Origin of the sequence: Sphingopyxis sp. EG6, from assembly GCF_003609815.1 — a bacterium.
Lineage (GTDB): Bacteria > Pseudomonadota > Alphaproteobacteria > Sphingomonadales > Sphingomonadaceae > Sphingopyxis.
In genome coordinates this window covers 2,112,417-2,126,163 of sequence record NZ_AP017603.1, presented here as the reverse complement: position 1 = coordinate 2,126,163, position 13,747 = coordinate 2,112,417, and the positions used below count along the sequence as shown (strand labels likewise).

The 13,747-nt window shown below is 63.4% G+C and carries 10 protein-coding genes; 9 read left to right on the top strand and 1 reads right to left on the bottom strand.

Features of this window, described 5'->3' with window-relative positions:
• Position 1 precedes the first annotated feature (1 nt).
• Positions 2-625 (bottom strand): helix-turn-helix domain-containing protein, encoded by a 624-nt coding sequence (locus tag SPYCW_RS10350; RefSeq protein ID WP_120218241.1) that lies wholly within the window; start codon positions 623-625, stop codon positions 2-4.
• A 141-nt stretch (positions 626-766) separates the two neighbouring features.
• Between SPYCW_RS10350 and SPYCW_RS10345 the strand changes: the two genes are divergently transcribed.
• The 9 genes from SPYCW_RS10345 (at position 767) to SPYCW_RS10305 (ending at position 13,419) form a co-directional block, all read left to right on the top strand.
• Positions 767-2,746, top strand: a complete 1,980-nt coding sequence (locus SPYCW_RS10345; RefSeq protein WP_120216704.1) for a serine hydrolase domain-containing protein — start codon at positions 767-769, stop codon at positions 2,744-2,746.
• A gap of 11 nt (positions 2,747-2,757) precedes the next feature.
• The gene (locus tag SPYCW_RS10340) at positions 2,758-3,750 is read left to right on the top strand and encodes a dipeptide epimerase (protein WP_232014668.1); all 993 of its coding nucleotides are present in this window, start codon (positions 2,758-2,760) and stop codon (positions 3,748-3,750) included.
• A gap of 87 nt (positions 3,751-3,837) precedes the next feature.
• Positions 3,838-4,980, top strand: coding sequence for a dipeptidase (locus tag SPYCW_RS10335; RefSeq protein WP_120216702.1), 1,143 nt, complete (start codon positions 3,838-3,840; stop codon positions 4,978-4,980).
• A gap of 4 nt (positions 4,981-4,984) precedes the next feature.
• Positions 4,985-7,216: a TonB-dependent receptor gene (locus SPYCW_RS10330; RefSeq protein ID WP_120216701.1), complete on the top strand. Its 2,232-nt coding sequence runs from the start codon at positions 4,985-4,987 to the stop codon at positions 7,214-7,216.
• A 35-nt stretch (positions 7,217-7,251) separates the two neighbouring features.
• A complete protein-coding gene (locus SPYCW_RS10325) occupies positions 7,252-8,280 on the top strand; it encodes a DUF1611 domain-containing protein (RefSeq protein WP_120218240.1) in 1,029 nt (342 codons plus the stop codon).
• Entirely contained in the window at positions 8,277-9,413 is a 1,137-nt protein-coding gene (locus SPYCW_RS10320; RefSeq protein ID WP_120216700.1) for a YkvI family membrane protein, read from the top strand. Before SPYCW_RS10325 ends, SPYCW_RS10320 begins: the two co-directional genes overlap by 4 nt.
• Positions 9,410-10,987, top strand: coding sequence for a serine hydrolase (locus tag SPYCW_RS10315; protein ID WP_120216699.1), 1,578 nt, complete (start codon positions 9,410-9,412; stop codon positions 10,985-10,987). The genes SPYCW_RS10320 and SPYCW_RS10315 overlap by 4 nt, the downstream gene beginning before the upstream one ends.
• Positions 10,984-12,165: a dipeptidase gene (locus SPYCW_RS10310; RefSeq protein WP_120216698.1), complete on the top strand. Its 1,182-nt coding sequence runs from the start codon at positions 10,984-10,986 to the stop codon at positions 12,163-12,165. The genes SPYCW_RS10315 and SPYCW_RS10310 overlap by 4 nt, the downstream gene beginning before the upstream one ends.
• 87 nt (positions 12,166-12,252) lie before the next feature.
• On the top strand, positions 12,253-13,419 hold the full coding sequence (locus SPYCW_RS10305; RefSeq protein WP_120216697.1) for a transglutaminase-like cysteine peptidase: 1,167 nt from the start codon (positions 12,253-12,255) through the stop codon (positions 13,417-13,419).
• The last annotated feature ends 328 nt before the right edge of the window (positions 13,420-13,747 follow it).

Below are 13,747 nucleotides of genomic sequence, written 5' to 3'. Positions count from 1 at the left end.
ATCAGCCGTGCAGGCTCATCAGCGAATCCATCAGCCCGTCGTCGGCGCTCGAACAGACACCGAGTACCAGCGCCTCGTCGAACCCGTCGGCGACCACATAAGCATGGCCCATCGACGAATCGAGATAGATCCCCTGACCGGTCTTGAGCGTAACGGGGTCATAGAACTCGGTATGAATCTCGATCTCGCCTTCCAGGACATAGATGAACTCCTCACCTTGATGCCGGACGAGCTCGCCAAATTCGCGCGCGCTGTGGGCGCGGATGCGGGTGATGATCGGGATCATCCGTTTCTGGCGCAGGTCGGTGCACAGGTAATGATAGTCGTAATTGTCAGTGGTGACGCGCACCGCCTGATCGATCGTCCCGACGCTGCGGCGGCCGGTAACCCGCGGCGCGCTGTCGCCCTCATCCTCGGCAAACAGGTCCGACATGCGGATGCTGAGTCGCTGGCTGAGCTGCTGGAGCTTGTCGTAGCTCAGCGTCAGCCGGTCATGCTCGACCTTCGACAGCGTCGAGACCGGGATCCCCGATTTCGCGCTCATCTCCTTGAGTGTCCAGCCGTTTCGCGAGCGAATGCTCTTCATCACGGTGCCGAGTGTGGGTGGGGCCGCACGCGCCGCCATCAAAATTTCCATTCCATGTTTGACAATTTTCTAATCAGGATCATTATGTCCCTATTGGGTTAACAGTTGTTGACCCTTGGTAAGGCGTCGCGCCGCTTGCTGCAAGGTCAGACAGGGCGACCCAGACAAAAGGGGAAAGTGATGCGTTTCATCCGCAAGGCGATGATCGGACTGGCGGCGCTCGCTGCGCTGCCGCTGGCGGCGCAGGGGCCGTTGCCCGCACCGACGGCGAAGAAAGTCGAAACATCTGCGGTGGTCAGTCCTGCCACGCCGAAGGCGCCGGTTACGCTCGATGCAGCGGACCTGGAAGCGTGGATGGACGGCTATCTGCCCTATGCGCTCGAACGCGCGCGCATCCCCGGCGCGGTGGTTGTCGTGGTGCGCGGCAATCAGGTCGTTCTGCAAAAAGGCTATGGCTTTGCCGATGTTGCCAAGCGCGCGCCGGTGCTCCCCGAAACGACGATGTTCCGCCCCGGATCGGTGTCGAAACTGCTGACCTGGACCGCGGTGATGCAACAGGTCGAGGCGGGCAAGATCGACCTCGACAAGGACGTGAACGCCTATCTCGATTTCAAGATCCCGCCCTTTGAGGGCAAGCCGGTCACGATGCGCAACATCATGACCCATACCCCGGGGTTCGAAGAGTCGGTGCGTCACCTGATCAGCAGCGATCCCAAGGCGGTGATGACGTTGAAGCAGCAGATGCCGCTGGCGCTGCCCGAGCGGGTCTTTGCCCCCGGCACCACGCCGGCCTATTCCAATTACGCGACCGCGCTGGCGGGCTATATCGTCGAGCGGGTGAGCGGCGAGCCATTCGATAACTATATCGAAAATCATATCTTCAAGCCGCTCGGGATGAATCATTCGACGTTCCGCCAGCCGCTGCCCGCGCGCCTCGCGCCGCATATGGCCAAGGGCTATCCCGACATCACGCAGAAGGCGAAGCCGTTCGAAATCGTGATCCCCGGACCGGCGGGCAGCCTGTCGGCGAGCGGTGCCGATATGGCCAAGTTCATGATCGCGCACCTCAATGACGGCGCCGGTCTGCTAAAGCCCGAGACCGCGAAGCAAATGCATGATTTCAAGGCGCCTGGTGTCGGCCCGCTCAACAGCATGGCGCTTGGTTTCTATGAACAATGGGTCAACGGTCGGCGCGCGATCGCGCATGGCGGCGATACGGTCTGGTTCCACTCCTATCTGTGGCTGTTCCCCGAAGATGACATCGGCGTGTATGTGTCGATGAACAGCGCCGGGAAGCAGGGCGATGCGGGCGCGATACGCAGCGCGTTGTTCCACAAGTTCGCCGATCGCTACCTGCCGGGCGAGGACAAGGCGGGCCAGGTCGATGCCAAGACCGCGAGCGAGCACGCGCAGATGATGGTCGGCAATTATGTCAGCAGCCGCGGATCCTTCACCAACTTCATGAGCCTGATCGGGCTGCTGGGGCAGGCCACCATCTCCTTGACCGAAGACGGCAAGATTAGCTTCCCCGCGCTCGACGGCCTCGGCGCCGGTGCGCGCGACTGGGTCGAGGTCGAACCGTTCGTATGGCGCGACCGCGGCACCGGCGAACGCCTTGCCGCCGAAGTGAAGGACGGCCGGGTGGTGCGCTTCAGCGTCGATGCCGGATCGCCGTTCATGGTGTTCGAACCGGCCCCGGCAGGCGTCAATGCCGCCTGGCTGACCCCGGCACTGATCGCGGCGCTTGGCATTGTCCTGCTCGCGGCGCTGGCGTGGCCGGTGCGGGCGCTGGTGCGGCGCAGCTTCAAGGCCGATTTTGCGCTCGAAGGGAAATCGCGCCGCGCCTACCGCCTGTCACGTCTCTTCGCCTGGCTCGTCCTCGCGGCGCTCGCGGGCTGGCTCGGACTGATCGCGGCATTCTCGGCGGACATCGGTAGCCTGGGCGGTCCGCTCGACTGGCTGATCCACCTGCTGCGCATCCTGACCCCGGTGGCTTCGTTCGGGCTGTTGGCAACTGCTGGCTGGCACCTGTGGCTGACGATCAAGGACAAGCGTCGCTGGACGATGAAGCTTGGCGCGGTGCTGCTGCTGCTCGCGGCGCTGGTGCTGGTTTGGGTAACGCTCGCCTTCAACCTCTATGGCTTTGACATGGTGTATTGATGGCGACGCAAATGACGCAGGAACTGACGCTCGACCTTCGGGTCGAGCGGTTTCCCTACCACCAGCCGTTCCGCATTTCGGGGCATGTCTTCACCGAAACCGCGCTGCTCGTCGCCGAGCTGTCCGACGGCACGCATGTCGGGCGCGGCGAGGGGGCGGGGGTCTATTATCTGGGCGACGAAATCGACCATATGCTGGCCGAAGCGACGCGGGTGCGCGGCGTGATCGAGCGCGGCGCGACGCGCGCCGATTTGCAGCAGCTGCTGCCGCCGGGCGGCGCGCGCAACGCGCTCGACTGCGCCTATTGGGACCTGGAAGCAAAGCAGGCGGGGCGCCCGGTGTGGGAACTCGCCGGATTGAAGCCGCCGCGCGCGCTACCCTCGACATTGACCCTTGGCGCCGACAGCGCGGGCAATATGGCGAAAGCGGCGCTGGCGATCGATCCCGAAGCGCCGATCAAGGTCAAGCTGACCGGCGACCTCAGCGACGACATCGCCCGGATTGTCGCGATCCGGACCGCGCGCCCTCATGCGTGGATCGGGGTCGATGCCAACCAGGGCTATGACATTGCCACGCTGGCGGAGCTGCTGCCGGTGCTGGTCCAGACCCGCGTGGCACAGCTCGAACAGCCGCTGAAGCGCGGGCGCGAGGCCGATCTCGACGGGCTGAAACGGCCTTTGCCCTTTGTCGCCGACGAAAGCGCGGTGACGCTCGCCGATACCGCGACGCTGGTGGGGCGCTTCGATGTCGTCAATATCAAGCTCGATAAATGTGGCGGGCTGACCGAGGGGCTGGAGATCGCGCGGCAGGCGCGCAAGCTGGGGCTCGACGTGATGGTCGGCAACATGATGGGCACCAGCCTGTCGATGGCCCCGTCGTTCGTACTCGGCCAGCTGTGCGACATCGTCGACCTGGACGGGCCGACCTTTCTGGCGCGCGATCGGGCGCCCGGCGTCGAATATCGCGGCGGGATGATCCATTGCCCGCCAGAAATTTGGGGATAATGACAATTTTATGTCCTAAATGGGTTGACAATTTTCTGATTAGGACAATAGTTGTCATATTGAAATTTAGTTGAGAGGGAGGCTGGAATGACACGGTCATTCGCAGTAACGCGCCGCGCGGTCATCGCGGGCGCGCTCGGCGCCGCCTTGTCTGCGCCGATGGTGAACCGGGGAAGCTATGCGTTCGCTGTCGCACCGGGGCGCGCTTACTCGCGCCGCGCGGTCGACCTCGTCGCGCGGTCGCTCGTCATCGACATGCTGGCGCCGCTCAAGATCACCTTGGCCGAGGATTATGTCGCGCACCGGCTGACCGATGCCGAAGCCGCAGAGTTTCGCGCGAGCGGCATCACTGGCTTTCACAATGCTTATGGGCTGGGCGGCCCCGATGCGAAGCAGCAGGCGCTGACCTTTCTGGCGGGGTGGCAGGGTTTCGCGGGGCGTAACAGCCATGTGTTCACGCTGGTCGATGGCGTCGCCGATCTCGATCGTGCGAAGGCCGACAAGAAATGCGCCGTCATCATGGGCATCCAGAATGCCGAGCATTTCGAAAAGATCGAGGATGTCGCGCTGTTCCGCCGCCTTGGCCTGCGCTGCGCGCAGCTGACCTATAACAGCCAAAATCTGATCGGTTCGGGCAGTACCGAACGGATCGACGGGGGGATCAGCGACTATGGCGCCGCGATTATCGCCGAAATGGAAAAGCAGCGCCTGCTGGTCGACGTGTCGCATTGCGGCGACAAGACGACCCTCGACGCGATCAAGATTGCCAAGGGACCGATCGCAATCACCCACAGCAACGCGCGCGCGCTGGTCGATCATCCGCGCGTCAAGACCGACGCGGCGATCAAGGCGCTGGCGGCCAAGGGCGGGGTGATGGGCATCACCGGGGTGCGGATGTTCGTCCGCACCGCCGACCCGACCAACGTCGGGCATATGGCCGACCATATCGACCATGTCGCCAAACTGGTCGGGATCGACCATGTCGGCATCGGATCGGACGCCGATCTGCACGGCTATGACGACATGAAGCCGGACGAATATGCGCTGCTCAAGGGCGCGTACAAGGGCAGCTACGCGTTTCGCGACAAGATCGACATCGACGGTTTCGATCATCCTCTGAAGGTCTTTGACCTGACCGAGGAGCTGATCCGCCGCGGCTATTCAAACGACAACATCACCGCCGTGTTGGGGGGCAATTTCCGCCGCCTGCTGGCGCAAGTCTGGGGGTAAGACAATGAACAAGGCGTTTTTTCTAACGGGTAGCATCGTCGCGCTGGCTGTAGCCACATCGGCGCAGGCGCAGGAAGGCGTCGATCCAACCGACCGCGCGGTCGGCGGCGAAATCGTTGTGACGGCGCAGAAGCGCGAACAGCGCCTGACCGACGTTCCCTCTGCTATCAGCGTGGTCGGCGCCGAAGACCTGGAGCAGTTCCAGGCGGCATCGCTCACTGACATTGCGGCGAAGGTACCCGGTTTGCAGGTCGACAGCGGCGGGACGCCCGGACAGGCCACGGTCACGTTGCGGGGCATCGCTGCTTTGGGGGCATCGACGACGGTGGGGACTTACATCGACGAAGCGCCAATAGGATCAAGCTCGATCTACGCGCGTAGCGGCCAGTTTGCAGCTGACCTGTTGCCTTATGATCTGGAGCGGATCGAGATTCTGAAAGGACCGCAGGGCACGCTCTACGGCGCAAGTTCTATCGGTGGGCTGCTGAAATATGTGACGCGTGACCCCGACCTGAACCGATCGGAATATCGCGCCGGCGGCGATGTTTTTGACATCGCGAGTTCTGGCGATCTCGGTTATTCGGGACGTGTCGGTGTGAACCTGCCGGTCGTCGAGGGCAAACTCGCGCTTCGCGCCAGCTATTCTTACCGCGCGACCCCGGGCTTTGTTGACAATGTTTCCAACGGTGATCGTGACATCAACGACTACTCGCAGCAGAGCGCCCGTGTCGCCGCCTTGTGGCAAGCAAGCCCTGATTTCTCGCTCGAATTTGCAGGCTTGTGGCAAAAGGTAAAAGCTGATGGTTATGGCGAAACGCGCTTGTTGATTCCTGAGCCCTATTTGTCGGGCACCGCCCCGATTCCCCCGGGCGCGTTGCAACCACTGGGTGACGGACGATCGACAAGCGTTACTTTGCCGAGCCTGTTCGAAAATGAACTGCTCTATTTGACCGCCACCGCGAAGGCCGATCTGGGTTTTGCAGACTTCGTTTCGGCGACCAGCTATTCGGACAGCCGGACCTATCAATATGGTGATTTCACCGACGTTTACGGCCCGCTGATTCCGTTGTTGACCGGCGGCCCCGGGCTGTCAGCTTTCTACATCACGCTCGATCTTCAAAAGTTTACGCAGGAATTTCGCTTCAGCACGGCAGACGGCGGCGCCCCGTTCCAATGGCTGATAGGCGGATTTTATACGCACGAGAAGAGCGGCAATCAGCAAGTGGTGACCGCGCAGAACCTTGATCGGTCGCCGATCGCGGGACTTGATCCGCTTGCGACCGCAGGTTTGCCGTCGACCTATGACGAATATGCTGTGTTCGGGCAGGCCAGCTATACGTTCGCAGATGTTTTCGAGATCGGGGGCGGGTTGCGCTGGGCGCGCAACGAACAGGATTTCCGTCAGATCAGCGATAGTGCCGCCGGTCTGGTGCCAACAGCGGATGACCCGGGTTCTTCGTCCGAAGAAGTCGTGACCTGGTCGGGCTTCGCCCGCTATGCCATCGCGCCGCGAGCGTCGCTGTATGCACGCGTAGCGACGGGCTATCGCCCGGGCGGTCCCAACGTGATCCTGCCGAACATTCCGACGTCAGTCGGCTCTGATCGACTGACCAACTATGAGCTGGGCGTGAAGGCGGACATTCTGGATAATCGTGCCAGTATCGAAGCGTCGGTGTTCCAGATGGACTGGACCGATATTCAACTCAGCGTATCGACCGGTGGCGTCAGCCACTTTGACAACGCGGGTAGCGCGCGCGCGCGGGGCGTTGAAATCGGCGCCAGCATTCGCCCCGACGATCGTTTTTCGGTCGGGCTTAACGCCGCCTACACGCATGCAAAATTGCTTGACGACGCGCCGGGTGGGAATGGGCTCGCGGGCGACCGCTTGCCAGCAGTGCCGAAATTTTCGGCGTCGATTACGCCGCAATACGACTTCCCGCTGGGTGGCGACTGGACGGGCTCGATTGCGACCTCGATGCGGTTCGTCGGAGACCGGTACAGCGCGACGCCGAGTTCGGCGAATGCAATCAAGTTGCCTGACTATACGGCGTTTGATCTTTCGTTGCGCGCCAGCAATGAACGGTGGACAGCGCAAATCTATGTTCGCAACTTGACCGACAATCGGGGGCTTCTCTCCGGCGCCGTGTCGACCAGTGCGTTTGGAACGCGAAATTACGTAACGGCGGTCCCAATTCAGCCGCGGACCATCGGCCTCGCCGTCGATTTCAAATATTGAGCTGCCAGTTGGAGGACGTTCTTGTGACGGAAGGGATGAAAGTCCGCGCCGGTGGGCATTCGCTCCCTAGCCCCTATCTGCTGTTCCTCGGCGACACGACCGAGGCGGGTTATGCCAAGACCGCCTTTGGTCTGGCCGACTGGGCCGCGGATCGCTGCGTCGGCGAGCTGGCGATCGGCGGCTGCACCGTCACCACCGGCCTGCCGCCGATGTCGCCGGCCGAGGCGCGGGCGGCGGGGGCGCGGTCGCTGGTGATCGGGGTCGCTAACCAGGGCGGGGTGATCGGCGACAGCTGGATCGTCGCGCTGGTCGAGGCGATGGAGGCGGGGCTCGACATCGTCAGCGGGCTGCACGTCCGGCTGGCGAGCCTGCCCGCGCTGGCCGAGGCGGCGAAACGCACCGGCCAGCGGCTGATCGATGTGCGCACGCCGCCGCCGTCGATCCCGATCGGCAATGGTCGCAAGCGCAGCGGCAAGCGGCTGCTGACCGTCGGCACCGACTGCGCGCTCGGCAAGAAATATACCGCGCTGGCGCTGCACCGCGCCTTTGTCGAACGCGGCATCGATGCCGATTTCCGCGCGACAGGCCAGACCGGCATCATGATTGCGGGCGGCGGTATGCCGATGGATGCTGTCGTGTCGGATTTCGAGGCAGGCGCTGCGGAGATTCTGAGCCCCGATGCGCCCGCCGACCATTGGGACTTGATCGAAGGACAGGGGTCGATCTTTAACCCCGCCTATGCCGCGGTGTCCTTGGGCCTGCTCCACGGCAGCCAGCCCGATGTGTTCGTCGTCTGCCACGATCCGACACGCAAGGTGATCCTCGGCATGGAAAGCTTTGCGCTGCCCTCGATCGAGGAGGTCATCGACCTGACGATCCGTCTCGGCAGCCGCACCAACCCGGCGATCCGCTGCGGCGGGGTCAGCCTCAATACATCGAGCTATGACGCCGACGCTGCCGAAGCGCTGATGGCGGCGGAGCGCGAGCGGCTGGGTCTGCCCGTGACCGACCCGATCCGTGGCGGCGCTTCCTTCGACGCGCTCGTCGAAAATATCCTCGCGTGAGTGTGGGCGCGACGGGCAGCAGGTCGAGCTGGTTCCAGCGCTTCCTGCTGCCCGGACTGGCGCTGAAGGCGGTGATCATCGGCGGCGGCTATGCCACCGGGCGCGAGCTTGCCGAATATTTCGTGCCGTCGGGGCCGTGGGGCGGGCTGTCGGCGATGCTGCTCGCGACGCTGATCTGGAGCGTCGTTGCGGCGGTCACATTTGCGCTCGCCCGGAAAATGGGCGCCTATGACTATCGAGCGTTTTTTCAGCGGCTTCTGGGGCCGGGCTGGATCGCGTTCGAGCTGGCCTATCTGGTCTTCGTGATCCTCATCCTCGCCGTGTTCGGCGCCGCGGCAGGCGCGATCGGCGCGGCGACCTTTGGCTGGCCCGAACTTGCCGGGTCCATCGTGCTGGCGGTCAGCATCGTTGCTTTCACGGCGTTCGGTACCGACACTGTTGAGACGCTGTTCAAATATGCCTCGATGCTGATCTACGCGGTTTATGCGCTGTTCCTGATCTTTGCGCTGACCAGCTTCGGCGGATTGATCGCAGAAGGGTTCGCTAATGCGCCGCCGCCGTCGGGCAATTGGGTCGCCGGCGGGCTGACCTACGCCAGTTACAATATCGTCGGCGCCGTGATTATCCTGCCGGTGCTGCGTCATCTGACCAGCCAGCGCGATGCGGTGGTGGCGGGGATCATCGCGGGACCGCTGACGATGCTGCCCGCGATCCTGTTCTTTGTCGCGATGATGGCATTCTACCCCGCGATCGGTGCCGAGACCTTGCCGTCCGATTTCCTGCTGCGCCAAATGGCGGTGCCGGGGTTCCATATCCTGTTCCAGCTGATGATCTTTGCGGCGCTGCTCGAAAGCGGGGTCGGCGCGATCCATGCCATCAACGAACGCGTGTCGGGGGTCGTCGAGGCGCGCGGCCGCCCACCGCTCGGCACCGGCGCGCGCGCCGCGATCGGCGGCGTCATTTTAGTTGGCTGCATGTTCGTCGCGGCGCGCATCGGCCTCGTCGATCTGATCGCCAGCGGTTATCGCTTCCTCGCCTGGCTGTTCCTGATCGTCTTTGTCGCGCCGCTGCTCACCATCGGCCTCTGGTGCCTGCTGCGCCCCGCTCCCGTTCGAATGGAGACAGTCCCATGAAAGCCGTCCGCCTGCTTGCTCTGTCATTGATGCTGTCGGTTGCGGCGCCCGCTTGGGCCGAACCGCCGAAGGACATTGTGGAAACGGTCGAAACCTTGCGCCTGAAGATCGGCGCCCCCGGCGTATCGATCGCGATCGTCGAGGACGGCAAGACGACGCTCTCGCGCGGCTGGGGCGTTCGCAAGCTTGGCGAGCGCACACCGGTCGACAAACAGACGCTGTTCCAGACCGGATCGACCGGCAAGGCGATGACCGCCGCAGCGCTCGCGATTCTGGTCGACGAGGGCAAGATTGCGTGGGACGATCCGGTGATCAAGCACATGCCGTGGTTTCGCATGCACGACGCGTGGGTGACGCGCGAGATCACGATTCGCGACCTGCTCGTCCACCGCAGCGGGCTGGGGCTGGGGCAGGGCGATCTGATGTTCGTGCCGCGCACCAATCTCACGCGCAAGCAAACCGTCGAGCGCGTCGCCTACCTCAAGCCGCAGACCAGTTTCCGTTCGGCCTACGCCTATGACAATATCCTCTATGCGGTGGCGGGGCAGTTGATCGAGGAGGTCACCGGCCAGACGTGGGAAGTGTTCATGCGCGACCGCCTGCTGCGCCCCGGCGGCATGAACGACGGGACGACCGACAGCGAGGACCGTTTCCGCATCGCCAACCGGTCATGGCCGCACGCGCGTCTGTCTGGGCCGCTGCGCGGTCTTGGGCCGCAGCAGGCGCTGAACGAACGCGACGAACTCGGCCGCAACGGCGCGCCCGCTGGCGGACTGGCGCTCAGCGCCGATGACATGGCCGCGTGGCTCAAGATCCAGCTCGCTTATGGCGCGTTACCCAATGGCAAGCGGCTGTTCAGCGAAGCGCAGGCCAAAGAGATGTGGGCACCGGTCACCCCGATGCCGATCACCCCGCTGCCCGACAGCCTGAAACCGGCGCAGCCGAACCAGCAAGCCTATGCCTTGGGCTGGCAGGTGCAGGATTATCGCGGCCACCGTATCGTTCAGCACAGCGGCGGGGTGTTCGGATCGATCACCCGCGTCGTGATGATCCCCGACAAAAATGTCGGCTTTGCGATCATGATGAACAGCGAAGACAGCGGCATGCTCCTCGGCCTCTATTATGACCTGCTCGACCATTATCTCGATCAACCTGACTATGGCTGGATCGCGAAATGGGAGGATTGGTACCAATCGCGGCTCGCGGGCGGCGTCGAATATCTGAAACAGACGCAGGCATCGCCAGCGAAGAGCAGTCCCTCGCTTTCGCTGGCGGGCTATGCCGGGCGCTACCGCGATCCCTGGTATGGCGATGTGGTGATCGGTTCGGCAACGACCGGACTGACGATCGACTTTACCTCGACGCCGCGAATGGCGGGACGGCTGAAACATTGGCAATATGACAGCTTCGTCACCGATTTCGATGATCCGGCGATCGAACCCGCCTATGTGACCTTCGCGCTCGATGCCGAGGGCAAGATCACGGGGGTGACGATGAAGGCGGTGAGCAAGATTGCCGATTTCAGCTGGGACTATCATGATCTCGACCTGAAACCGGTGGAGGACAAGAAGTGAAGCACCTTGCGATCCTGCTTGCCGCCACGGCACTGTCGGCGTGCTCGACCGGCGAGCAAGCGGTGAAGGCGCCCGAAGCGCCGCTGCACAGCCGGATGCTCGTGCTCGACACCCACCTCGACACCCCGCTGCATTTCGAGCGGCAGGGGTGGAGCTTCGCCGACCGCCACGGCCTGACCGACGATATGGTCCAGCTCGACATTCCGCGGATGAAGGACGGCAACCTCGATGGCGGCTTTTTCGTCATCTACACCGAGCAGGGCGCGCTCGATGCCAAGGGCTATGCCGACGCGCTGGCCTTTGCGCGGGCGCGCTCGGACCTGATCGACGCGACGATCACCAAGCATAGCGATGTGATCGATGCCGCACGCACCGCAGCCGACGCACGGACGCTGACCAAGGCAGGCAAGCTGATCGCCTATAAGTCGATGGAGAACAGCTATCCGCTGGGCGAAGACGTCGCGCTGCTCGCCGAGTTCCACCAAAAGGGCGTCCGCATGGCGGGGCCAGTGCATAGCAGGACCAACCAGTTCGCCGACAGCGCGACGGGCGAGGCGCGCTGGAAGGGGCTCAGCCCGCTGGGCAGGCAGTGGGTGGCAGAGATGAACCGTCTTGGCATTATCATCGACGCGAGCCATGCGTCGGACGCGGCGTTCGACCAGTTGCTGGTGCTGTCGAAATATCCGATCATCCTGTCGCATTCGAGCCTGCGCTCGACCAACAACCATCCGCGCAACCTGGACGAGGGCCGTCTGAAAGCGCTGGCCGCAAAGGGCGGCGCGATGTGCATCTCGACGATTTTCATGTCGGACATGAACATGACCCCGGCGCGCGGCGATTTATTCGGCCAATATGAACGCATCGGCAGTCTGTCGCCCGCCGAGCAGGCCGAGCTCAACCGCAAATGGCGCGAACTCGACAAGACCGAGCCGCTGTGGGCGGCCGATTTCGAGAAATATATGGCAATGGTGTTGCGCGCGATCGAGGTCGGCGGCGTGGACCATATCTGCTTCGGCGCCGACTGGGACGGCGGCGGCGGGCTGAAGGGGATCGAGGATATTTCAGCGCTGCCCAAGGTCACCGAGCGGCTGAAGGCCGCGGGTTATTCGGACGCCGAAATCGAAAAAATGTGGAGCGGCAATGTGTTGCGCGTGCTGGCCGCGCAGCAGGCTCGCTGATCGATCGGGCGTAGCGGCATAGCGGCGGCTCTTTCCTAAACGCGTCGTTAACCATGTTGCTGAAGCATATTCTCACGTCGCTTCGGCATGCCTCGCGCTATGTTCGCGCGGCTCCATCCTTCAACCATCGCCAGCGTTGCAGCGCTCTCGCTTGCCGCAATGGTGCCCGCGACGGCGCATGCAGCGACCGACGCGACCGCGATGAAGATGGCCAATGCCAAGTCATTTGCGATCGGTGATAGCTGCCAAGCCGCTGTCGCCCCGCCATCGACGACGTCGACCTTCGCCGCCGTCGCCCCGTTCGAACCGGAGGCGCCAAGCGCGCTCGAACGGATCCGGATGAGCCAGGAACAACCGGTGCCGACGGTCGATGCCGCTCCGGCGCCCACCAATCCAATGGTCGTCCACGCGATTTCGCGGGGCGCCGACCGCCTGTTCAATGCCGATCGCCCGGCGGCCGTGTCGGTGCGGGTCGATTGCACCGCGCCCGTTGCGGTGCTGGCGACGGCTGCTCCGGACCCCGACAGCGAGCTTGGGACGCTCGCCATTCCCGTCGATACGACGCGCTTTGACGATCGCTGGGCGCGCGTCCGCCGCGCTCCCGCCGTGCGGCTGATGCAGGCGCAGCTCGATCGCGCTGCGGTGACGCCGGGGCTAGGCGAGGCGACGACGCTCGAACGGATCAACCTGTGGGTCAATCGCCAGATCGCCTATGCCGACGACGAGCGCAATTATCGGCAGCGCGACTTTTGGGCGACCGCCGATGAAACGGTCGCGCGGGGCAGCGGTGATTGCGAAGATTATGCGATCCTGAAAATGCACATGCTGCGCGCGGCGGGCATCGACGGCGACCGCATGAAACTTGTCCTGCTGCGCGACCTCGCGATCAACGCCGATCATGCCTTTCTGATGGTGCGGTCGCAGGCGGGCTGGGTCGTCCTCGATAATATGACCGACCGTATCTACGACGGGCGCCAGGCCAATGCGGTGCGCCCGATCATGTCGTTCAGCGGCGACCGCCGCTGGATCCACGGCTATCGCGACGCCGCCGCGCCCGTTGTGATGGCCGCAGTGGCGGCGCCAAAGGTGTCGGCGACGGCTTTCGCCAGCGCTGCCCGCGCCGCGAATGGGCGTCCGTCTTTCAAGACTGCGTTGCTGCCGGCTCCCAGCGTCAAGCTCGCTTTGGCGCATGTTTCGATCGGCAATGCGCTGCCCCGATTGTTCGGGCGCCTGGCATCGCGCGGAACCAAATGATCGCCGGGATCGGCCCAATCGGCGGCAAAGCGCCGAATTTCAAAAGCTTCTGTGACAGAGCCAAAATGCCGCCAGATTGGCAGCATCGAATCGGCAACGACTCGCGGCGGGCGATACATTCGAATCGGATTCTTTCTCGATTGACGATCGTCGATTAACCAGAATTGTTAGGGGTTGCGGCCAAATTTTGGCCGGACCGGGCAGCAGGCATCACCCGAAAGGCTAGCAAATCTGCGATTCCGGGATGCACACTTAAAGTGCTGCATTTGATGCGATTAAGCACGCTCGGTCGTCGACGAGGGGCAAGCTCCCGCTGGCGCCGCCGGAA